Origin of the sequence: Dyella halodurans, assembly GCF_026283925.1 — a bacterium.
Lineage (GTDB): Bacteria > Pseudomonadota > Gammaproteobacteria > Xanthomonadales > Rhodanobacteraceae > Dyella > Dyella halodurans.
Window position 1 is genome coordinate 663,605 of sequence record NZ_JAPDPF010000001.1, and the last position, 20,649, is coordinate 684,253.

The window sequence follows — 20,649 nt, forward strand, 5'->3', positions numbered from 1 at the left end:
CATGCAGGCAAACAGGGAAACGGCGCCGTGGCGCCGCGTGGTGATGAGTGCGGCCTTGGCAGCAGGTTGTGGCAGTGGCGTGCTGGCGTTGTCGCCGGCGCAGGCGCAGACGCTGACACCGCCGAGTACCTTGCAAAACGACGCGCAACGACAGCAGCGCTACTACGAGCAGCTACAGACGCCGCCGCCCACGGCGCCCACCAATCCGCTGCAACAGCCCGCGCCGCCGTCGGCCAGTCCGAAGGCGCATGCGACCGCACGTTTTATGCTCAAGCGCGTGGAGTTCACCCCTTCGGCCTTGCTAAGGCCCGAGCTGCTGCAGGCTACGGTGAAGCCGTTCGAGGGTAGGGAGGTCGATGGTGCCGAGCTGGCGCAGATGATCGATGCGGTCAATGGCCTGTATCGAGCACGCAAGATCACCACCGCTCGCGCCTTGCTGAAGAACCAACCCATCGTCGACGGCGTGGTGCACGTGGAGCTGGTGGAAGGACGCTTGGGCAAGGTCGCGATCAGCGGCAAGCGCCACGTGAGCGACCACTACCTGACCAAGCGCCTCGGCCTGCAGCAAGGCGAAGTCGTCGACTCCGACCAGCTGCGGGAGAACCTGGTCACCTTGAATCGCACCACCGATTTGCAGGCTCGCGCCCTGCTGGAGCCCGGCGCCGCGCGTGGGCTTACCGACGTCCAGCTGGAGGTGCAGGAGCCTAGCCGTTTTGCGCTGGATGCCTTCGTCGACAACGGTGGCGTGGACAATACGGGCCGCAATCGCATCGGCTTGCAGGGGCATCTCTACGGCCTGCTCGGCATCGATGACATGCTCGATGGCAACGTTGCGCACTCCAGCGGAGGCAACGACGGCTCCGTTTCCTATTCGGTACCGTTGTTCCCCAACAACGGCCGGCTCGGTGTCAGCTACGCGCACAGCCAGATCAACGTGATCAACGAGGCGTTCCGCAACATCAATATCCAGGGCACTTCGTCGGTCACCGCACTGAACTACAACCAGCCGCTTATCGCCACGCTGGACTGGCTGTTCAGCGGTATTGGCTCGTACTCGATCACCGATTCGAGCACGCACATCAGCGGCCAGAGCATTGCCGACACGCGCACTACTTCCTGGACGCTGGGCGCTAGCCTGTCGCATCAGTCCGACGGTCAGCGCTGGGGTGCCACCCAACTGGCTACCCGCATCCATTCGGACGAGCCCCTGCTCGGCAAGACCGACTTCACCATTGCGCCGGGCAGCGCGTACTTCATTCAGCGGCTGTGGCAATCGCGTTGGGCGCTACGCGCTGACCTGGGATGGCAGTTCAGCACGGGCTATAACGTGCCTTCCGCCAACCTGTTCCAGATCGGCGGGCCCGGCAGCGTGCGTGGATACGAGCGAGGCGTGCTGTCCGGTGCCAGGGGCTATTACGCCGCCCTGGAACTGCACCGTTCCATTGGCGAGCGCCTGGACGTCTTCGGCTTCGTCGATCATGGCGAAGTGTTCGCGGCTTATCCGAGCAGTCAGGACATCACCGGTGCGGGCGTGGGTGCAAGCTATAACTATCGCTGGCTGACGGCCTCGGCCGACGTGGCCAAGCCGTTCAACACGGTGATACCCGACCAGGACAGTGTGCGCTTCGACTTTCGCATCACGGCGCATTTCGACTGATGCTGCGTAAGCGCAAGCGATGCGCCTGATGGAACCATGCTGCGCGCGGCCCGAGCAGTCGCGCGCAGCATGTGCTCCTGGCGTTATTTCAAATGTTGGTGCGGTGCATAAGCTCGGCCCAGGCCGAGGTTTCCCGTAGTTGCGCAAACGGAACCACCGGCATGGGCGGCGTGACGGGCGACTGCAGCTCCTTTTGCCAGACGCCTACGTCCCACCACTGGCCGAGCTTATGGCCCGAGCTACGCCACACGCCGGCCGGGGTGAAGCCCATCGCCTCGTGCATGGTGACGCTGCCTTCGCCGGGTAGCGTGATGACACCGACCGCCTGGTTCAGTCCTTGCAGTCGCATCGCGTCGAGCAGCACGCCATAGAGCCGACGGGCGATGCCGCGCCGGCGCGCGTCGGCATGCACGTAGATCGAGGTCTCGGCAATCCAGTCGTAGGCGGCGCGCTCACGGAAGCGGCTGGCGTAGGCATAGGCGAGCACGCGGCCGTGTTCTTCCCACACCAGCCACGGGTACTGCTTGAGCCGGCCCAGGATGCGTTCGCGCATGGCGTCCACGCCGGGCAAGTCGGTTTCGAAGGTGGCCACGCCGTCGAGCACCGATGGCGTATAGATGTCGTGGACGGCGGCTGCATCGTCGGCGTGAGCGATACGAATCATGCGAGGGACTTCTCCATGCAGATGCTGAGTGGGTTGGCGCGATGCTCGCCGAACGGCGCGCAGCGGCGGTAGCCGGCGCGTCCGTAGAGTTCCAGCGCCTCGGCCTGGGCCGTGCCGGTCTCCAGCCGAATCAGCTTGCCGCCGGCGCGCGCGACCTCTCGCTCCAGCGCTTCCAGCAGCTGCTTGCCCAGGCCCAGTCCGCGACAGGCGGGCAACACGTACATGCGCTTCACCTCGACGTAGTCCTCGTGCCAGACGCAGGCACCACAGGCGACGGGTCTGCCATCGACGCGGGCGGCGAGGAAGGTGACATTGGGTTGCTTGAGCGCTTGCACCGATACCGGCTGGATATTGCCGGTGGGATACAGCTCGGCCAGATAGCCGTCCAGTTCGTGGAGCAATGGGGCGACATCCGGCGCGGCCGGGTCGTCGATGTCGAAGCGGAGCGCGGGTGCTTTCAGCATGACTCGTACTTCCAGTTGCGCCGCTTGCCTTCAGCCAGCCATTCCAGCGTCGTGGCGATGCGCTTCTGCCGCGTGGCCTCAGTTTTGGCCTCGCTGATCCAATCGACGTATTCGCGTTGGGCGCTGGGCGGGAAGGCGTCATAAGCCTTGCGTGCCGCTGCATGCTTCTTCAGGGCAAGCAGGGCGGCGAGGTCATCGGGCATGGAGGGCGGCGGCTTGGGCGCGCTCTTGGCGCGCTTTGGCCTGGCGCCGGTTTCAATCACCGCCATCGCCTTCTTGATCGATGCCGAGAACGCCTTTTTTGGCGGCAGGTCTTTCAGGGTCGCGATCTTGCCAAATTGACCCATGCCGTCGTCGCCCGCCCCTGCTTGCTCGCCGACTACATCCTTGTGTTTCCAGAAACCGAACGCGCAGTGCTGCTTGAACGCCGCCATCTGGCACATCGGCGATCCGCGGTAGATGAAGAATGGCATGCTCCACTTGATGTCTTCTTCTACCTCGGGGCAGCTGGCGTGTACCTGTGCACGCAGGTGCTCGAGGATCGGCTGGGCGAAGGCTGCCGACTTGGCGATGTAGCTATCGACGCGTGGATCGTGGCTGCCCATGGCGAGGCCTCACAGTTCGCGGATAAAGAATTTGTCGCAGCTGAAGTGGCCGGTGCCGCCCATCGGCGCGTCCAGCCTGGTGAAACCATGACGACGATAAAGCGTCTGCGCGGCATCCATGCCGCTCAGGGTCTCCAGGTAACAGCGCTGGAAGCCATGCGAACGCGCCGTATCGAGGCAGAGCAGCATCATGGCGCTGCCTGCGCCGATGCCTCGTGCCTCGGGCAGGAAGTACATCTTGCGCAATTCGCATACGTCCGCTTCGCCGCCCTCCAAGGGGGCGATGCCACCGCCGCCGATCACCACGCCGTCGCGTTCAACCACGAAATACGCGCTGCGCGGTCGCGCGTATGCTTCGTGCATGCCATCCACTTCAGCGTCATGAATGGCAAAACCCGGGCCGTCGGCGCCGAACTCGGGCATCACGGTGCGGATGATGTTCGCCACGGCGGGGTTGTCGCAGGCTTCGATGGGACGGATAAGAAAGTCGGTCATGGCGTCGTTGGTGGTGTGCGGTAGATGGTGCCGTCCTTCATCACGAAGACGGGGTGTTGGAGGTCATCGATATGCGTGCTCGGGTCGCCATTGAAGGCGACGAGGTCGGCGCGCAGACCGGGGGCGATGCGGCCGAAGCGGTCCTGCTGGCGGAGTATGCGTGCCGCCACATCGGTGGCCGCATGTAGTGCCTGGGGTGGCGTCATGCCGTCGCGCACCATCGCGGCGGGCTCGCGCCAGTTCTCGCCATGGGTAAACACGCCCACATCGCTGCCATTGCCGATGGTCACGCCGAGCTTCAGCGCGGTGCGGAAGGCGCGTTCGGACTCGCGCATGCGCGGCGTGGGCTCGCTTTGTCCGGGCACGTAGTGTTCGAAGTACTGCGCCGTCGATTCGACTGCCGTCAACGTCGGCTCGTAAGCCACGTTGTGCTGCTTCAGCAGCCGGAACGTGGCTTCGCTGGCGCCGTAACCATGTTCGATGCTGTCCACGCCGGCATCCACCGCCAGGCGCACGCCGGCATCGCTGGATGCATGCGCGGCCACCGGGCGGCCCGAGAGATGCGCGGTATCGACGATGGCCTTCATCTCGGCCAGCGACAGCGTGGGTTGCGTACTGCCGTCCGCGCCGACGCGGTAGTCGGCGTACAGCTTGATCCAGTCCGCGCCGCGCCCGGCCTGTTCGCGCGTCGCGCGGATGGCTTCGTCGACACCGCTGATCTCCTGCGCGCCGCCGGGTAGATCCATATCCGGCCGGAAGCCGCGAGGGCCGGGCCCATAGCTGGCAGTGGCAACAATGGCACGGGTTGCCACGAACAGCCGCGGTCCGGGAATCATGCCCTCGTCGATCGCACGCTTGAGCGAGACATCGGCAAAGCCGGCGCCTTCGGTGCCGAGATCGCGCAAGGTAGTGAAGCCGGCCAACAGCGTGGCGCGCGCATGCGTGGCGGCTTCCAGCGTGCGGTAGTCCTGCGGCTCCTTGAGCACCTGGTCGTTCCACAGGGTTTCGTTGTACGGATGCAGGAACACGTGGGAGTGCAGGTCGATCAGGCCGGGCGTCAAGGTGGTGCCGGGCAGGACGATGCGTTGCGCGTCGGCGGGACTCTTGATGGTGTCGAGCGGCCCCACCGCCGCGATGGCGCCGTTGTGGACCAGCACAGCCCAGCCCCTGTGCGCGTTATCGCCGTCGGCCGTCCAGACGCGCTCAGGCAGCAACAGGATATCGGCGTGGGGCGGGGCAGCCATCGCGGTCGCGACGCCAAGCATCAGCGTGGCCAGGAGAGCGCCAGTCCAAGCCTTGCCTTGATTCCACCGCATCGCCAGTTCCTACCGGACCAAAGCCCGATTCTAGCGAGGTGTGGCGTCCGGCGGCGAGCCGATGCTCAGCGTGACGTGCGGCCGGCATCCGCCATCAGCTGCTTGCAATCCTCGTCGGGCGCCGGCGTAGCGGTGACGCAACTTTGAAAGCCGGCAGGCAGGCTGGTATTGACGCGCATATCGCCTTCGCGCACGGCGAAGTGCAGCGGCGCTGACGGGCAGGCGGTGCTGGCGGGCGCGCATTCGTTCGCCACGACGGTGTAGTGGCACTCGCCACTCTCACTGCGTAGGCAGCGAAAGCTGGCGAGCGGGCCGGTGACGTTGACCTTGCTATAGACCACGTCATGGCCATTGGCGATCGAATGAACCACGACCGTGCGTCCTTGTTCGCAGCCGGCGAGCAACAGCAGCAGGGGAAGCAATGCGATGAACTTGTTCATGGGGACCTCTTGGACCGGGCGCTGCGTGGCTTCGCCAGGAAGCTCACATGTTGCGGAACAGCGCCATGAAGGGTTGGCTCACCACCAGCGTTTCCGGGCGCTGCTTGAGACGCAGGGTGCCCTTGCCGGTGTCGTCACGAACAATCGACGCGATCGCCCTGAGATTGACGATGGTCGAGCGATGGATCTGCTTGAACAGGCTGGGGTCGAGCATGGCGGCCAGCTCACGGATCGGCTTGCGCAGCAGCGCTTCGCCTTCGGCGGTCATGGCCACGGTGTACTTGTTGTCGGCGCGGAAGTAGGCGACGTCGTCCACCATGATCAGGCGCGTCTCACGCCCGTTGCTGGCGGTGATCCAGGTCAACGGTGGCGTTCCCGCGGTGTTGCCGATCGACAGTTCGCGCAGCAGCTCGGTCAGCGCCGCGGTGTCGGCGGGGCGGCCGCTCGCGCGGGTCTTGAGTCGCTGCACCGTGGCGGTCAGGCGGTCCGCGGTGATCGGCTTGAGCAGGTAGTCCACCGCGCCGCGCTCGAACGCATCGATGGCGTATTGGTCGTAGGCCGTGGTGAACACGACTTGCGTGGCCGGGCTGGCCTCGGCCGCGGCGGCGGCCACTTCCAGTCCGCTCAGGCCGGGCATGCGGATGTCGAGAAAGGCGACGTCGGGGTGGTGCGCGTCGATCGCCTCGAGCGCGCCGGCGCCGTCCTCGCACTCGGCCAGCACGTCCAGCTCGGGCCATACCTGGGCCAACAGATCGCGCAAGGCGGAGCGCAGCAGTGCCTCATCTTCGGCAAGGATGGCGGTGGTCACGTCGCAGCCTCCTGCTCGCCCGCCGCCGCGATCTTGCGCGGCACGGTGATGGTGCTGGCCACACCTTCCGGTGCATTGCTGACGACGGACAGTGAAGCGGCGGCGCCATAGATCAGGCGCAGGCGTTCGCGCACGTTCTTCAGGCCGATGCCGGTACCGCCGCTGGCAGCGCTGAAGCCGCGGCCGTCATCGGCGATGGTGATGCTGACGACATCGCCATCCAGGCGCGCCCGTATCCAGATCGTGCCGCCGCCGGGCTTGGGTTCCAGGCCATGCTTGATCGCGTTCTCCACCAGGGTCTGCAACATCATCGGCGGCAGCGAGACGGCGCGCAGCGCATCGGGTACGTCGATCTGCAGCGACAGGCGCGGGCCCATGCGCAGCCGCATGATTTCCAGATACGCGCGGGTGCGCTCCAGCTCATCGCCCAGGGTGGACAGCGCGTCCTCGGTGGTGGGCAGGGAATGGCGCAGGTAATGAATCAGGTGGCCGAGCATCTGGTCGGCCTGGGCCGGGTCGCTGCGCGTGAGGTACTGCGCGCTGGCCAGCGTGTTGTACAGGAAGTGCGGTTCGACCTGGGCGTGCAGCAGGTTGAGGCGCGCCACCGTGCGTTCCTTTTCGCTTTCCGATTGCGCGGCGCGCATTTTCTCGTGGCGGCGCTTTTCGGACATGCGGCGGGTGATGGCGCGGGTGATCGCTTCGGCATTCTCGAGGTTGGTGCCGTCGTCCACGCGGAACCAGTCGCTCCAGGCGCCGGCCTCGGGCTCGCAGATCAGGGTGACGCTGCCGGTGCCATCGCCGGGCGTGATGGTGGCAAAGATCTGGTTGCGCAGATGGCCAAACCAGGTGGACGGGTCCAGCCGGCCGAACACGCTGCTGCCGTAGGGCAGGGGGCGCTGGACCTTGGCGCGGATTTGCAGGCTGTCGCGGGCGCTCTCGATGTCCTCGGTGCGCGGCAGCTCGCGGATGGCCGCATCGAGCAGGTCGAATGCCTCGTCCGCTTCGAATGGAATTTCCACGCGCCGCCGCTGCCGGTTGCCCAGGGTGTCTTCATCGATATGGCCGGCGATTAGTCGCACGCGGCGTAGGTGCGACACGGCGCCGGTGACCACCATCAGCAGGGCGATGGCAATCAGCAGCACGAACGCACCGCCCGTATCCCGGTAACGGAAGGGGGCGCTGTTGGAAATCATCAGGGCGGCGAACAGCAGGGCAAGGAACCATGCCAGGACCAGGCGGGCAACAAAGAGCAGACTCTTGATCACGGCGGAACCTTGGGCATCGGTGGAATGGCCGAGAGCATACTCAGCCTGGTTCCGGCCCGGGGGCCCTTTTCGACGAAACCGGGATGGCCGCGACGAAGCCGCCTTGAGCGGGCGTGAAATTGCCGCCCGGCGTCGCTCAGCTGGCGGTGCGCGCCCGCGTCACCCGGCTGGCGGTTTCCTTGTGCAGCTGGGCGGCCAGCCAGGCGCCGGTGGCCACCAGGATGTCCAGGTCGATGCCGGTGTGCAGGCCCATGCCATGCAGCATGTAGACCACGTCCTCGCTGGCGACATTGCCGGTGGCGCCCTTGGCATAGGGGCAGCCGCCGGTGCCGGAGACGGCACTGTCGACGACTCTTACGCCTTCCTCCAGGCAACTGAGGATATTGGCCAGCGCCTGGCCGTAGGTGTCGTGGAAATGCACGGCCAAGGCGGCCATCGGCACCTCTTGCGCCACCGCTTGCAGCATGGCGCGTGCCTTGGCCGGCGTGCCCACGCCAATGGTGTCGCCCAGCGAAATCTCGTAGCAGCCCAGCTCATGCAGGCGGCGCGCCACGCGCACCACGTCGCTGACGGCCACCTCGCCCTGATACGGGCAGCCGAGCACGGTGGACACATAGCCGCGCACTTTCACGCCATCCGCCTTGGCGCGTGCGAGCACCGGCGTGAAGCGTTCGATCGATTCATCGATCGAGGCGTTGATGTTCGTGCGGTTGAACGCTTCCGATGCCGCGGTGAACACGGCGATCTCGCTGACGCCGACCGCGCGGGCCCGCTCATAACCCTGTTCATTGGGCACCAGCACCGGGTAACCCACGCCGGGCAGCTTGCGGATGCCCTGGTAGACCTCGGCGGCGTCGGCCATCTGCGGCACCCATTTGGGGCTGACGAAGCTGGTGGCCTCGATCGTTTTCAGACCGGTGCTGGATAGGCGATCGATCAGCGCGATCTTGACGTCGGTCGGCAGCAAGGTCTTTTCGTTCTGCAGGCCATCACGCGCACCGACTTCGACGATGCGGACGTGGTCGGCTTGAGTGGATGACGTATTCATGGCGTGTCTCTGGATCCTGGCGATCAGGGATGAGCGTCCGCAACAAACCGGACCAGCACCGCATCGGCTTCCACGAAGTCGCCTTGGGCGGCGCTGATGCTTTCGATGGTGCCGGCGCGTGGCGCTTTCAATGCCAGCTCCATCTTCATCGCCTCCATCACCAGCAGTTCCTGGCCTTCGACCACGCTATCGCCGGGCTGGGACTTGACCAGCACGATACGACCCGGCATCGGCGCGGCGATCTGGTTGCCGCCACCGCCTTCCTTGGTCTGCCAGGCAAAAGCGGGCGCGCGTTCGAAACTGTGGCGGTTGCCGGCACCGTCGTGCACCGTGACACGGGCGCCGTCGGCGCGCACCGGCAGGCGCAGTGCTTCGTCGTCAAAGCGTGCACTGAGGTACTCGCCATCGTACCGTGCGCCTCGCACATCGACGTTCGCATCGCCGTGATGCAGCTGGTAGTTGCCATCGTGGCCGTGCGCCTCGATTTCGTAACGATGGCCGTGCAACGACAGTGCGACGATGCGCTTGCCGGCGTGGCCCACGCGCCACGCGTCGGCACGTGACCAGGGCGAATAGGGATCGCTGCCATCGCGCGCGTTCACCATCACGACGCCCTCGTCGTCCAGCAGCGCCGCAACCGCTGCGGCGAATAGCGCGTGAGGGTCCGATGCCGCGTCACCCGCGAGGAATTCGCCGAGATGCCGATCGAGATAGCCGGTATCGATACGGCCTTCAACCACGGCGGGGTGGCGTGCCAGTCGTTCGAGAAAGGCGATATTGGACTTTGGTCCCACGATTTCGCCGCCCATCAATGCGTCGCGAAGACGCTGCAAAGCCTGTGGGCGATCCTTGTCCCAGACGATGAGCTTGGCGATCATCGGGTCGTAGAAGATGGTGACCGTGTCGCCTTCGACCACGCCACCGTCAATGCGCACATGCCGCGAAGGCGCGGGCAGGCGCAGCGTCTGCAGCTTGCCGGAGCCTGGCAGGAAGTTCTGGTCGGGATCTTCCGCGTACAGGCGCACTTCAATAGCGTGGCCGTGCGCGTGGACCTGCTCCTGCAACAGCGGCAGGGGCTCGCCAAACGCAACGCGTAGCTGCCACTCGACCAGATCCAGCCCCAGGGTCTCCTCGGTCACCGGATGTTCGACCTGCAGGCGGGTATTCATCTCCATGAAGAAGAACTCGCCATCCTGGCCGACGATGAATTCCACCGTGCCGGCGCCTACGTAGTTCACCGCCTTGGCGGCGGCCACGGCGGCGGCGCCCATTGCGCTGCGGCGCGCGTCATCGAGAAAAGGCGAGGGGGTTTCTTCCAGGACTTTCTGGTAGCGCCGCTGCGCCGAGCATTCACGCTCGTTGAGGTGGATCACGTTGCCGTGGATATCGCCGAACACCTGGAATTCAATATGCCGCGGATGGTCCACATAGCGCTCGAGGATTACCCGCGTATCGCCGAATGCACTGGCGGCTTCGCGCTGCGCGGACGCCAGCGCGTCGGCGAACTCCGCCTCGCTGCGCACGATGCGCATGCCCTTGCCGCCGCCACCGGAGGCCGCCTTGATCATCAACGGGAAACCGGTGCGACGTGCCTGTTCGGCCAACACCTCGGCCGACTGGTCGGCACCGTGATAGCCGGGAACCAGCGGCACCTCGTGCTGTTCCATCAAGGCCTTGGCAGCTGCCTTGGAACCCATCGCATCGATGCTTTCCGGCCGAGGACCGATAAAGGCGATGCCCGCATCGGTACAGGCGCGGGCAAACGCCGTGTTTTCGGAGAGAAAGCCATAACCCGGGTGGATCGCCTGCGCCCCCGACTTGCGCGCCACGTCGAGGATCACGTCGCCGCGCAGATACGAATCCGTCGGACGGGGACCACCAATAGGCCACGACTCATCGGCCAGCCGCACATGCTGCGCGTTGGCATCCGCTTCCGAATACACGGCGATGGTGCGAATGCCCAGGCGTCGGCAGGTGCGGATCACACGACAGGCGATTTCGCCGCGATTGGCAATCAGTACGCGCTCGAACATGCGGCTTCCGGGGTTGTGCGAAGTGCCTAAACGTAGCAGATCGGCGTGACGGAGCCGATGCGCGGCGCAGCATTCGGGCGATGTTCGCGTGTCATCGTCGCGATGCGCGCAGCACGCCCCTAGGGCGGCCCCGAAGGGGCGAGCGCAGCGAGTCATCCAGTGCCTTTCGCTCTGTTGCGATGTGACGGCGACCTGGCTCGCCTGCGGCGGGCTTCCGTCCTCCTGCCGGAGGCCGGGTCACTTTCTCTTGCGTGCCCAAGAGAAAGTAACCAAAGAGAAGGGCACCCCGCTTGGCGCTTGCCGAGCTGAAGCTCGGCAAGTCCGTGAGGGTCGGCCGGGCTTTTCGACAGGGCTCCTGCCCTGACGAAAAGGCATCGGCATCCCTGCCGATGCCCCCTGCGGGGCCTGATCGTCCGCCCCTCACCGCCGCACAGGGGCCCCACACGTCAAAAGCACCAAGCTCGAGCAGCGCGGTGCGCTGCTCATCGCACTTGCTTGGCTTTCGCTGTGCCTTTGCCCTTGGCTTTGGCCTTGGGGGTTGCTCTGCCGCTCTCCGGGTCCCCTATGGCGCGGCGGGTGGGTGAAGGAAAAGCCCGCAGGGTGGCTCGCAGGGATGCGAGCCAGTTTGTCGTCAGGGCAGGAGCCCTGTCGACAAACCTCCGTAACCCACCCGCGCACCTGGAGGGCGTAGCCCGGAAGGCGCGCCATCGGGGTGGCCTTTCTCTTGGTTACTTCTCTTTACTCCGGGCATCCTGCCCTCCGCCCTTCGGGCCGGCTTCGCCGTTCACGCGTGCTCCTGCACGCGCGTGGCCACGCAAAGAGAAGTAACCCGGGCCGCGGCAGCGGCTCGGAAGCCCGCCGCAGGCGAGCCCGGTCGCGGCACCGCTGGGTCAGAGCCGCCAGATCAGAAGGGAGCCGCACGAACGACGAGCAAACGCCCAAGCAGGCGCTACGCGCCAACCTCATTCCCCCTCCCAATAATCCACCGAAGCCCCCGGCACATTCACGACCCGAAACACCTGCGGCGAACCATCCGCAGCCGGGCCGTACTCCGCGATCACGCCGTACTTGCCGGTATCCGGGTATTCACACACCTCCGGCGTCTGCTTGGTGCTGACGGCGAGATAGCGCAACTCGACGGTGCCGGTGTTGATGATCTGGTGGGCGCGCTCCGGACCACCCGGCGGGCAGGCGATGACGTCACCTGCGCGGATGGGGTGTCGTTCGCTGCCGATGCGCACCTCGCCGGTGCCTTCGAGCACGAAGAACATTTCCTCGTTGAAACGATGGCAGTGGAAGGGAAATGCGCGCTTGCCCGGTGGCACGGCGGTGATGTTGTAGCCGAGCTTCTGCGCGCCGATCTGGGCCGAGAAGCGGCCCATGCGTGCCTCGAAGCGCTCGGCGACGTCGCCGGAGGGGCCCATGCCCGGAGGGAACGGTTGCAGTTCGACGTTGGCGATATTGATGATGGGATGCGTCATGACGTGGCCTCCGATGGAGGGTTGCGGGGATATCGCCCTTGGGTTTCACGTTGGCGGCGCAGGAAGGCCCGGGCTTGCGGTCATTCCGGCCGGTGGCACACCGCTTCGATATTGTGGCCGTCCGGATCGAGCACGAAGGCGCCGTAGTAATGCTCGTGATAGTGCGGACGCAGCCCTGGCGGACCGTTGTCCTTGGCGCCGGCCGCCAGCGCGATCAGGAAAAAATCATCCACGGCCGCGCGATTGGGCGCGACGAAAGCGATGTGGACGGGTCCAGTCGCCATGCCGTTGGAGGAGGTGCCGATCCAGAAGTTGGGCACGCCTTGCACGCCGAAACCGGCATGGTCGCCATCGCCTGTCTGCGCTGCCGTCACCTCCATCACCAGCACGCCGCCGAGGGGCGCCAGCACCTTGCGATAGAACTCGCGGCTGCGTTCATAGCCGGAGACCTGTAAACCGATGTGATCGATCATGGTGGTATCCCTAGGGTAAACGGCGAGACTAGCTGCGAGCTCCGGGCGAGACGTTAGTCCTTGGTGCACCAGGCGGGTGGGCGCTTACCGAGGAAAGCAGTGAGCCCTTCCTGTCCCTCGGGCGATACGCGCAGGCGTGCGATCAGTGCGGCGTTCTGCTGGTCGAGACGCTCCGCTTCAAGCTCGCTGGCACCCGCGACACGCAAGGCAAGCTGCTTGGCCTCGGCCTGGGCCAGCGCGCCCGCCTTGGACAGCGAGGCCAGCGTGGCGTCGACGGTTTCATCCAGCTTCTCGGCCGGCACGCACTGATGCAGCAGGCCAATCTGCAGCGCGGTGGCCGCATCAAACAGTTCACCGGTAAGAAACCAGCGACGCGCATGGCGCAGGCCGATCGCCTGGATGACGTAGGGCGAGATCACGGCCGGTACCAGGCCAAGCTTCACTTCGGTAAGACCGAAGCGCGCGCCGTCCACGCCAATGGCGATATCGCAGCAGGCAACCAGGCCGACGCCGCCGCCGTAGGCCGCACCGTTGACGCGGGCGATGGTTGGCTTCGGCAGGTACTGCAGGGTGCGCATCAGGCGTGCGAGTCGCAGCGAATCGTCGCGGTTTTGCGCTTCGCTGGCGCTGGCCATGCCACGCATCCAGTTCAGGTCCGCGCCGGCGGAAAAACTTGCGCCGGCGCCGCTCAATACGACGGCGCGCACCGCGGGATCCTCACCGGCCGAGGCCAGGGCGGCGGCGAGCTCGGCAATCAGCCCGTCGTCGAATGCGTTGTGAACCTGCGGGCGGTTCAGCGTGATGCGACGGACGCCGGCCTGGTCGGCAATCTGGATGCTGGCGGTCATGCGGGACTCCCGGAAAAGACGACATCATAAACAGGGGGCTGGCGGTCCGGCTGCACTGCATGAAGCAGCGGAATGCCGTACAATGCGAACCATTCTTATTTGAGTGGTAGCCAGTGCGCCTGTCCGACCTGCCGAAAGGGTCTCCTGCCGTGGTGGACCGAGTGGATGATGCTCATGCTTCCGACCCGATTGCGCAGCGTTTGCGCGACCTCGGGTTCGTGGAGGGTGAGCCGGTCCGCGTGGTGGCCATTGGCCCGCTCGGCGCCGACCCGTTGTTGATCCAGATTGGCTCCACCCGCTTTGCGCTTCGGCGCAGCGAGGCGGCCCGGGTGATGGTGAGCGCGCAGGTGGCGGCATGAGCGCCAGTACGCTGCGTATCGCCCTGGTCGGCAATCCCAACTGCGGCAAGACAGCACTGTTCAACCAGCTCACCGGTGGCCGCCAGAAGGTGGCCAACTACGCCGGCGTCACGGTCGAGCGCAAGGAAGGGCGCTTCAGCGCGCCGTCCGGTCGCGTGCTGTACGTGCTCGACTTGCCCGGTACCTACAGCTTCGACGCGAACAGCCCGGACGAGCAGATCACCCGTGATGTCTGCGAGGGCGTCTATCCGGGCGAAGCGGCGCCGGACCTGATCGTCTGCGTCGCCGATGCCACCAACTTGCGCCTGCACCTGCGCTTCGTGCTGGAAGTGAAGCGCCTGGGTCGACCGGTGGTGCTTGCACTGAACATGATGGATGCGGCGCGTCGCCGCGGCGTCGTGATCGATGTGCCGGAACTGCAGCGCCGACTCGGCCTGCCCGTGGTGGAAACCGTCGCCGTGCGACGCGATGGCGTGAAGGCGCTGATCGCCCAGGTGGACGGTGAGATTCCGCAGGCGGCCCCCGCACAACCCGACGATGCCGACAGTCGCGCCGACCTGCATGCGCAGGTGCGCGCGTTGCTGGCGGCGACGGTGAGCATGCCGCGCGCCACCGCCGAACTCGACGACGCGCTGGACCGCTGGGCCCTGCATCCGGTGTTCGGGCTGGCGATCCTGTCGGTGGTGATGTTCCTGGTATTCCAGGCCGTGTATGCGGCGGGCAAGCCGGTGACCGACCTGATCGGCGATGGCTTCAGCTGGCTGGGCGCGCATGCCACCGCGTGGATGCCGGCCGGGCCGTTGCAGAGCCTCATCGTCGACGGCATCTTCGGCGGCCTGGGTACCGTGCTCGGCTTCCTGCCGGTGATCCTGGTGCTGTTCTTCTTCATCCTGGTGCTGGAGGAATCCGGTTACCTGCCACGCGCGGCGTTCCTGCTCGATCGCCTGATGGTGTCGGTGGGCCTGACCGGGCGCTCGTTCATTCCGCTGCTCTCCAGCTTCGCCTGTGCGATCCCGGGCATCATGGGTACGCGCAGCATCACCGATCCGCGCGACCGGCTCGCCACCATCCTGGTGGCGCCCTTGATGACCTGTTCGGCGCGCCTGCCGGTGTATGCCTTGCTGATCGGCGCCTTCATTCCCACGCGACGCGTGTTTGGCGTGTTCAACATGCAGGGCCTGGTGTTGTTCGCGCTGTATGCCGCCGGCGTACTTGGCGCGATGGGCGTGGGTTGGGTGATGAAGAAGCTGCGGCGCGATCGCAGCGAACACGCCTTGCTCATGGAGCTGCCGTCCTACCGCCTGCCCAAGGTGCGCGACGTGGCGATCGGCCTGTGGGAGCGTGGCATGATCTTCCTCAAGCGCCTGACCGGCGTGATCCTGGGGCTGACCGTGCTGATGTGGTTCCTCTCCACCTTCCCGGCGGCGCCCGTGGGGGCCACTGGTCCGGCCATCGACTATAGCTTCGCCGGCTATATCGGTCGTGGCTTGCAGTACATCTTCGCGCCGCTGGGCTTCAACTGGCAGATCAGCGTGTCGCTGATCCCGGCGTTTGCCGCGCGCGAAACCGCCGTGGCCGCGCTGGCCACGGTCTATGCCGTGGGTGGCGATGCCGCGAACGGCGCCGGTCTGGGCCAGGCCCTGGCGGCGAATTTCTCACTGGCCAGCGCGCTGTCGCTGCTGGTGTGGTTCGCATTTGCGCCGCAGTGCATGTCCACGCTGGCGGTGATCCGCCGCGAGACGAATTCGTGGCGCAACGTGGCGATCTCGTTCGGCTACATGTTCGTGGTGGCCTTCATCGCCTCGCTGCTGACATACCAGATCACGAGCCTGCTGACATGAGTGCCGGGCTGTTGCTGCAATACATCGTGATCGGCGCGATCGTACTGGTCAGCGCCCTGGTGACGTTCCGCAAACTGGCACCGCAGCTCACCAATCGCTGGCTCGCCGCTGCCGCGCTGCGTTTCGACCAGCCCGGCCATGCCGCCTGGCAACGCGCGCTTGGCCGGCAGCTGCAGCCGAAGCAGGCCAGCGGCAATTGCAGCGACGGTTGCAGCACGTGTGGCGCCTGCGGCCCCAAGCCGCCGGCGGCGCAGGCCAAGGTGCAGCCGCTGGAATTCCGGCCGCGCGCGAAATAAGCCCCACTGTCACAAGGTATCGCCTCGAAACGCGATGCCTTGCCCTTGTTCACTGGTGGTCGGGATTCTGCGTATCCGAAGACGGTTTCCTGCCGTCCTTGTACGGCGTTTCGAAGTCCTGCTTGGTGATCGGCGTGAGGATGCCGACGGTGACCGTGCCTGACAGCAGATCGGTTTCGAACTTCGGGTCGTAGGGATTGCGGCTGGCACGCAGCTGTTCGTAGGCGATGGCGCCATCGGTGTTGTGCACGCCGGTGACTTCGCCTGGCGTGGTGGCAATGATGCCGCCGTTGCCGACGTCATAGTTGGCGGGTTGCTGATGGCCGGCCAGGCCCACCATGCCGCCGGTCAACATGTGCGGCGCCGCCGAACCGACGCGCGATCCGGTAGCCGACATCAGCACTTCGCGCCAGCGCGCCTTGGCCCGCGCCAGCGCGGTGGCGTCGCCAAACCGGGGCAGCAGCTCGCGCCAGATCTCGTTGGCCTGTTCAAACTGCGCGGGTGTCAGATGGGCGTAGAGCAGCTGCTTGGCATAGACATACTGGGTCTCGCCGCGCTCCGCCGCCAGCGCGAACCATGCCATCGCGCGCGGCAGATCCACTTCTGAACCATGGCCGTTGAGATAGAGCACGCCCAGGTTGTACTGGGCCGGCTTGTACGCCCAGGAGGCCGAGATCTCGTACATGGCGATCGCGTGCGAATAGTCGTGCCGCTGATTGGCCAGTGCGCCGAGATAGAAGAAATACTCGCCGGGACGGCCGTCATCCTGAGGTGTATTGAATGCGTCGGTACGGCTGGTGGGCACGTCCGGCGTGGCGTGGAAGCTGACGACTTTCGGGGGCGGCGTCTGGGCGTCGATTGGAATGGTCGGCAGCGACGCGTCGCTGCTGTTTGCTTGAGCTGGTGCGAGGGCCAGGCAGAGCAGGACGGGGAGGAAAATCGAGGCTGATTTGGTGAACCTTTGCGCAGTCATGGCGGTGCCTATGATGGTCTGCGAGGGGACAGGCTCACGCTACTCCGGTTGCTGCAAAGGGGCAACGCCGGGTTGGACGTCTGTACGGGCCGTCACCCTCGAAGCCGCCTACGGCGCTCCGAGGGCGAGCGCTAGGGATTCGCGGCCGGACCATATCCCGCACGCTCCGTTGGACCGAGATAGGACGGCGGAACCGGTCCCGTGCTCAGTACCAGCTTCTGCAGCACGGCGTTGTCGTCGAGGCGCCACACCTTGATGACGTGTTTGCCTGCCGCCATGCCCGGGAACGTCGCCCGCAGAACACGCGCATTGTCCTCAACGGCCTGGTCCCAGTCGCGTTGCTCCTGGGTGGTCGTCCCGTTTGCTGCGGGCGTCATGCGGTCGGTCAGTATCTGCATGGCCCCGTCGTCGACGGACACGCCGGTCCTGACGCCACCGCGGGCCGTCGTGTCCAGCGTGGGTACCATGTAGAGCTGCAAGCTGAGGTCGCCCGACTTCGGCAAGTCCACGTCGTACTCAAGACGCACGCCATCCTGTGCGGTGGTCGGCGCACGGCCTTGCGGCAAGGCGACTACGGCGCCGAGCGTGCGGCCGAGATGCGGGATGGCGCGCCAGCTCAGGCCCTTGCCGTCGACGGCGCGGCTGTAGTGCGGCGCTTCGATGCTGATGACATCGTCCTTGGCGGTCGTTGCCGAAGCGATCGACGGGGGCGCGAACACAATCGGCTTCGCGGTTCGCTGGGTCGCCACCCGATGTACTTCGGGCATCACTTGCTGCTCGGGCTGCTGCCAGCCGCTGTAGCCGATGTGCGTCTGCGCCATCATGCCGTCCCACTTGCCGCCATTCACCGCATGATAGGCATCGGTAATTGCCTGGTCGCGCCGGAAGGCGGCTTCGGCCTGGTCGGCAAAGACGTTGGCGCGCGGGTCGCCGACAGCTGCCAGTCGCCGGTTCCAGGCCACGGCGTAATAGAGCTGGTAGAAGTTGGACAGCGCGAGGATGGGATGCTCCACCAGCTGGAAATAAGCGTCTTGCTGATCCGCCGGTAGCGTGGCCTTGACCTTGTGCATGTCCTGCTCGAGCGCCTGCCACTCGGCGATCATCGCGCCGAACTCGCCACCGTCGAGTTGGTCTCCGGCATCGGCGCCGAGCCGGAAGCTGTCGGCGTCGATCAGCTCGGGCTTGCGTCGCGCCGCAAGCTGGCTGTAGCGGGTGATCAGCTGGGCGATCGCGCCGGCCTGTGCGGGCCCGAAGGTGGCGCTGGCCCAGGCTTCGGGATATTGCGCCAGCGCATCCGCCGTCATCGCCTCGGGGTTCCAGGCCTGCTTCAGGAAGAAGCTGAGCGGAAACTCCATCGGCTTGAGATCGCCGACATTGACGATCCACAGGGTGCGGGCGCCGCGCGCATAGGCCAGGTCCATCTGTTGCCAGACCTTTTCGATCTGGTTGGTATTGATCCACTTGTAGTTGCGCGGACCGCCGACGTAGTCGAAGTGGTAATAGACGCCGTAGCCGCCCTTGCGTTCGCTGTTCGCGGCAGGCAGTCGCCGGATCTGTCCCCAGTTGTCGTCCGCGAACAAGAGCGTGACATCGTCCGGGACCTTCATGCCGTGGTCGTAGTAGTCCAGCACTTCCTTGTAGAGGGCCCAGGCTTGCGGTGTCTGCTCCGCAGGCTTGCCGGTGACGTCGGCGATGATCTTGCGCTGGTCCGCCACGATGGTCTGCAGCAACTGGGTGGCAGTGCCCTCGGTCATCGGCTCGTCGCCGTCACCGCGCATGCCGACGGTCACCACACTTTCGTAACCCTGGCCGTCACCCTTGGACATCATCCGTTCGATGCCGCCGCGCCAGAACTTGCGCAGGTTCGCGCCATTCGTCGCATAGTTCCAGGCGCCGCCGGTGACGCCCTGGTCGGTGTGGCGGTGCCATTCGTCCTGCGCGCGCATCATGGCCTCGTGATGCGAGGTGCCCATCACGATGCCCATGGCGTCAGCCAGCACCATGTTCTGCGGGTCGTCGTCATTGAACGCCTTGGGCGCCCACATCGCCGGCCACAGGAAGTTGCCCTTCAAGCGCAGCTCGAGCTCGAAGACGTGCGCATACATCTGATGGTTGATGCCGCCAAAATGCTTCTTCGCCCAGCCGGTGAAGCTCGGGTCCTCGTCGTTGATGAAGAAGCCGCGATATTTCACCCTGGGCTGGTCGCGGCGCGATCCGGTGGTGATGAAGACGTCGGCCTGCAGCCGCACCGGCACGTCGGCGAACCAGTACCAGGGCGAGACGCCGATCTTTTCCGAGATGTCATAGGCGCCGTAGACGGCGCCGCGTCGATCGGCGCCCACGATCACCAGTGCCCGCGCCACGTGGGGGTAGGGATGGTCGACGACGATCTGGCGAAACGCCTCCCACTGTCCGGCGAGGTCGTTCGCCTCGATTTTCCCCGCCCGGACCAGTCCGTCGATGACCGGGCTGTGGCCGAGCACGCCGATGATGACGAGGTCGCCGTCGGCGGCCTGTACTTGCTGAAGGCGGCGCGGAGCCTGTCCGCTCACCCGTTGCAGATCGCCGGCGAAGCTGTCCGCCACGTGTTGCACCGCGGGGTCGGCCGAGGCATCGATCAGTATCGTCGCCGGCCGCCCTTGGCGGATCAGCGCAAAGCTGCCTTGTCCGTCATGCGCACAGACGGACACCGGCGCCGTGCAAGCTTGAGCCACGGGGGTGCAGGCGATTCCAGCGAGCAGCGCCAGCATGCCCAGGGGCCGCACGCGCCCGATCCCCAGGCGGGGAGCCGGCTGTCGAGCTAGGCGGATCACGATCCTGGCAATGGCCGGCCAGTGCATTCGCATGTCTTTCCCTGCTTGAAGGTAGCGCTAACATTACTTATTAGCAGGTCATGCCCGCGTGCGACAAGCGTGCATGGGGTGCTTTGTCCGGTTTGCGATTTGGCGCCATGGCCGGAAGTTCGCGCTGCGGGCCATGGCGTGGATCGCCGGCCGCCACGCGCTATAGCGTAGCGGCGAGATGATCCAGGATGCCGCTCCAGCCTTCCCTGGTGCGATCGGCCCATTCGGGCAGCACGCCGGCGTGGGTGAGCGTGAGCAGGCAAGCGGTGCCAGCGGGCTCCAGCTCGATCGTCAGCTGCGTGTAGAGGCTGGAATAGGCCGGCACGGCGAAGGTGAACACCAATCGGCGGGGACGATCGATCTCGAGGTATTCGCCAACATGCTCGACATCCTCGCCGCCACGGCGATCGACGAAGAGGAAGCGACCACCCACGCGCGCATCGATCTCCACTTTCACCATGGTTCCGCCCGGCGTGCTGAACAGCCAGCGCCCCGCGGTGGCGGGGTCGAGCCAGGCATCGAAGACGCGTTCGGCCTGGGTGTCGAAACGTCGCGTGACGCTAAGTGTCGTCATGGTCATGGCGGTCTACCTAAAGGGCGGGGCTTACGCTTGGTGCAATCCCCGGCAACGATCACAGGGTCGAATGCATCGAGTCTTGCTTCCACGATGGCGTGTAGCAGGGTGGCCGACGGCCGGCAGCCACTACACCTGCTCGCAGTGTACACACGGGGTGTTCGCC

At 65.7% G+C, this 20,649-nt stretch carries 20 protein-coding genes; 4 read left to right on the plus strand and 16 right to left on the minus strand.

All coding sequences use genetic code 11. The features are described from left to right. The first annotated feature begins 1 nt into the window (after nucleotide 1). A complete protein-coding gene (locus tag OUZ49_RS02915) occupies nucleotides 2-1,657 on the plus strand; it encodes a ShlB/FhaC/HecB family hemolysin secretion/activation protein (RefSeq protein ID WP_266148437.1) in 1,656 nt (551 codons plus the stop codon). A gap of 88 nt (nucleotides 1,658-1,745) precedes the next feature. Here OUZ49_RS02915 and OUZ49_RS02920 read toward each other — a convergent pair whose 3' ends face one another. The 13 genes from OUZ49_RS02920 to OUZ49_RS02980 form a co-directional block, all read right to left on the minus strand. Further along, entirely contained in the window at nucleotides 1,746-2,321 is a 576-nt protein-coding gene (locus OUZ49_RS02920; RefSeq protein WP_266148438.1) for a GNAT family N-acetyltransferase, read from the minus strand. After that, nucleotides 2,318-2,785, minus strand: coding sequence for a GNAT family N-acetyltransferase (locus tag OUZ49_RS02925; RefSeq protein WP_266148439.1), 468 nt, complete (start codon nucleotides 2,783-2,785; stop codon nucleotides 2,318-2,320). The genes OUZ49_RS02920 and OUZ49_RS02925 overlap by 4 nt, the downstream gene beginning before the upstream one ends. After that, nucleotides 2,779-3,390, minus strand: a complete 612-nt coding sequence (locus OUZ49_RS02930; protein ID WP_266148440.1) for a YdeI/OmpD-associated family protein — start codon at nucleotides 3,388-3,390, stop codon at nucleotides 2,779-2,781. Before OUZ49_RS02930 ends, OUZ49_RS02925 begins: the two co-directional genes overlap by 7 nt. A 9-nt stretch (nucleotides 3,391-3,399) precedes the next feature. Next, the gene (locus tag OUZ49_RS02935; protein WP_266148441.1) at nucleotides 3,400-3,885 is read right to left on the minus strand and encodes a GNAT family N-acetyltransferase; all 486 of its coding nucleotides are present in this window, start codon (nucleotides 3,883-3,885) and stop codon (nucleotides 3,400-3,402) included. Further along, a complete protein-coding gene (locus OUZ49_RS02940; protein ID WP_266148643.1) occupies nucleotides 3,882-5,150 on the minus strand; it encodes a metal-dependent hydrolase family protein in 1,269 nt (422 codons plus the stop codon). Before OUZ49_RS02940 ends, OUZ49_RS02935 begins: the two co-directional genes overlap by 4 nt. A 116-nt stretch (nucleotides 5,151-5,266) precedes the next feature. Further along, nucleotides 5,267-5,641 carry a hypothetical protein gene (locus OUZ49_RS02945; RefSeq protein WP_266148442.1) on the minus strand — a complete coding sequence of 125 codons (375 nt, stop codon included), beginning with the start codon at nucleotides 5,639-5,641 and terminating at the stop codon, nucleotides 5,267-5,269. A 43-nt stretch (nucleotides 5,642-5,684) separates the two neighbouring features. Then, nucleotides 5,685-6,449, minus strand: coding sequence for a LytR/AlgR family response regulator transcription factor (locus OUZ49_RS02950; protein WP_266148443.1), 765 nt, complete (start codon nucleotides 6,447-6,449; stop codon nucleotides 5,685-5,687). After that, on the minus strand, nucleotides 6,446-7,714 hold the full coding sequence (locus tag OUZ49_RS02955; protein ID WP_266148445.1) for a sensor histidine kinase: 1,269 nt from the start codon (nucleotides 7,712-7,714) through the stop codon (nucleotides 6,446-6,448). Before OUZ49_RS02955 ends, OUZ49_RS02950 begins: the two co-directional genes overlap by 4 nt. A 136-nt stretch (nucleotides 7,715-7,850) precedes the next feature. After that, the gene (locus OUZ49_RS02960) at nucleotides 7,851-8,762 is read right to left on the minus strand and encodes a hydroxymethylglutaryl-CoA lyase (RefSeq protein ID WP_266148446.1); all 912 of its coding nucleotides are present in this window, start codon (nucleotides 8,760-8,762) and stop codon (nucleotides 7,851-7,853) included. A 23-nt stretch (nucleotides 8,763-8,785) separates the two neighbouring features. After that, nucleotides 8,786-10,795: an acetyl-CoA carboxylase biotin carboxylase subunit gene (locus OUZ49_RS02965; RefSeq protein ID WP_266148447.1), complete on the minus strand. Its 2,010-nt coding sequence runs from the start codon at nucleotides 10,793-10,795 to the stop codon at nucleotides 8,786-8,788. A 962-nt stretch (nucleotides 10,796-11,757) separates the two neighbouring features. Further along, a complete protein-coding gene (locus OUZ49_RS02970; RefSeq protein WP_266148448.1) occupies nucleotides 11,758-12,276 on the minus strand; it encodes a cupin domain-containing protein in 519 nt (172 codons plus the stop codon). A gap of 80 nt (nucleotides 12,277-12,356) precedes the next feature. Then, nucleotides 12,357-12,749, minus strand: a complete 393-nt coding sequence (locus OUZ49_RS02975) for a VOC family protein (protein ID WP_266148449.1) — start codon at nucleotides 12,747-12,749, stop codon at nucleotides 12,357-12,359. 53 nt (nucleotides 12,750-12,802) lie between these two features. Further along, nucleotides 12,803-13,597, minus strand: coding sequence for an enoyl-CoA hydratase-related protein (locus OUZ49_RS02980; RefSeq protein ID WP_266148450.1), 795 nt, complete (start codon nucleotides 13,595-13,597; stop codon nucleotides 12,803-12,805). A gap of 113 nt (nucleotides 13,598-13,710) precedes the next feature. On the opposite strand from OUZ49_RS02980, the gene OUZ49_RS02985 reads away from it, so the two are divergent. The 3 genes from OUZ49_RS02985 to OUZ49_RS02995 are packed head-to-tail and all read left to right on the plus strand — an operon-like array spanning nucleotide 13,711 to nucleotide 16,093. Continuing rightward, nucleotides 13,711-13,956 carry a FeoA family protein gene (locus OUZ49_RS02985; RefSeq protein ID WP_266148451.1) on the plus strand — a complete coding sequence of 82 codons (246 nt, stop codon included), beginning with the start codon at nucleotides 13,711-13,713 and terminating at the stop codon, nucleotides 13,954-13,956. Continuing rightward, nucleotides 13,953-15,797, plus strand: a complete 1,845-nt coding sequence (gene feoB, locus OUZ49_RS02990; protein WP_266148452.1) for a ferrous iron transporter B — start codon at nucleotides 13,953-13,955, stop codon at nucleotides 15,795-15,797. The genes OUZ49_RS02985 and feoB overlap by 4 nt, the downstream gene beginning before the upstream one ends. Next, complete coding sequence (locus tag OUZ49_RS02995; RefSeq protein WP_266148453.1) at nucleotides 15,794-16,093, plus strand: DUF6587 family protein; 300 nt, start codon at nucleotides 15,794-15,796, stop codon at nucleotides 16,091-16,093. Before feoB ends, OUZ49_RS02995 begins: the two co-directional genes overlap by 4 nt. 49 nt (nucleotides 16,094-16,142) lie before the next feature. Here OUZ49_RS02995 and OUZ49_RS03000 read toward each other — a convergent pair whose 3' ends face one another. The 3 genes from OUZ49_RS03000 to OUZ49_RS03010 form a co-directional block, all read right to left on the minus strand. Beyond that, nucleotides 16,143-17,066: a tetratricopeptide repeat protein gene (locus tag OUZ49_RS03000; protein ID WP_266148454.1), complete on the minus strand. Its 924-nt coding sequence runs from the start codon at nucleotides 17,064-17,066 to the stop codon at nucleotides 16,143-16,145. Between the two features lie 131 nt (nucleotides 17,067-17,197). After that, the gene (locus tag OUZ49_RS03005; protein WP_380004809.1) at nucleotides 17,198-19,906 is read right to left on the minus strand and encodes a glycosyl hydrolase 115 family protein; all 2,709 of its coding nucleotides are present in this window, start codon (nucleotides 19,904-19,906) and stop codon (nucleotides 17,198-17,200) included. Nucleotides 19,907-20,069: 163 nt separating this feature from the next. Continuing rightward, nucleotides 20,070-20,489: an SRPBCC family protein gene (locus OUZ49_RS03010; RefSeq protein ID WP_266148455.1), complete on the minus strand. Its 420-nt coding sequence runs from the start codon at nucleotides 20,487-20,489 to the stop codon at nucleotides 20,070-20,072. Nucleotides 20,490-20,649 lie beyond the last annotated feature (160 nt).

Bases quoted from the DNA above. Each gene is read 5' to 3' on its own strand.
- OUZ49_RS02915 (WP_266148437.1), top strand. From the start codon at position 2: ATGCAGGCAAACAGGGAAACGGCGCCGTGGCGCCGCGTGGTGATGAGT.
- OUZ49_RS02920 (WP_266148438.1), bottom strand. From the start codon at position 2,321: ATGATTCGTATCGCTCACGCCGACGATGCAGCCGCCGTCCACGACATC.
- OUZ49_RS02925 (WP_266148439.1), bottom strand. From the start codon at position 2,785: ATGCTGAAAGCACCCGCGCTCCGCTTCGACATCGACGACCCGGCCGCG.
- OUZ49_RS02930 (WP_266148440.1), bottom strand. From the start codon at position 3,390: ATGGGCAGCCACGATCCACGCGTCGATAGCTACATCGCCAAGTCGGCA.
- OUZ49_RS02935 (WP_266148441.1), bottom strand. From the start codon at position 3,885: ATGACCGACTTTCTTATCCGTCCCATCGAAGCCTGCGACAACCCCGCC.
- OUZ49_RS02940 (WP_266148643.1), bottom strand. From the start codon at position 5,150: ATGCTTGGCGTCGCGACCGCGATGGCTGCCCCGCCCCACGCCGATATC.
- OUZ49_RS02945 (WP_266148442.1), bottom strand. From the start codon at position 5,641: ATGAACAAGTTCATCGCATTGCTTCCCCTGCTGCTGTTGCTCGCCGGC.
- OUZ49_RS02960 (WP_266148446.1), bottom strand. From the start codon at position 8,762: ATGAATACGTCATCCACTCAAGCCGACCACGTCCGCATCGTCGAAGTC.
- OUZ49_RS02965 (WP_266148447.1), bottom strand. From the start codon at position 10,795: ATGTTCGAGCGCGTACTGATTGCCAATCGCGGCGAAATCGCCTGTCGT.
- OUZ49_RS02970 (WP_266148448.1), bottom strand. From the start codon at position 12,276: ATGACGCATCCCATCATCAATATCGCCAACGTCGAACTGCAACCGTTC.
- OUZ49_RS02975 (WP_266148449.1), bottom strand. From the start codon at position 12,749: ATGATCGATCACATCGGTTTACAGGTCTCCGGCTATGAACGCAGCCGC.
- OUZ49_RS02980 (WP_266148450.1), bottom strand. From the start codon at position 13,597: ATGACCGCCAGCATCCAGATTGCCGACCAGGCCGGCGTCCGTCGCATC.
- feoB (WP_266148452.1), top strand. From the start codon at position 13,953: ATGAGCGCCAGTACGCTGCGTATCGCCCTGGTCGGCAATCCCAACTGC.
- OUZ49_RS02995 (WP_266148453.1), top strand. From the start codon at position 15,794: ATGAGTGCCGGGCTGTTGCTGCAATACATCGTGATCGGCGCGATCGTA.
- OUZ49_RS03000 (WP_266148454.1), bottom strand. From the start codon at position 17,066: ATGACTGCGCAAAGGTTCACCAAATCAGCCTCGATTTTCCTCCCCGTC.
- OUZ49_RS03005 (WP_380004809.1), bottom strand. From the start codon at position 19,906: ATGCACTGGCCGGCCATTGCCAGGATCGTGATCCGCCTAGCTCGACAG.
- OUZ49_RS03010 (WP_266148455.1), bottom strand. From the start codon at position 20,489: ATGACCATGACGACACTTAGCGTCACGCGACGTTTCGACACCCAGGCC.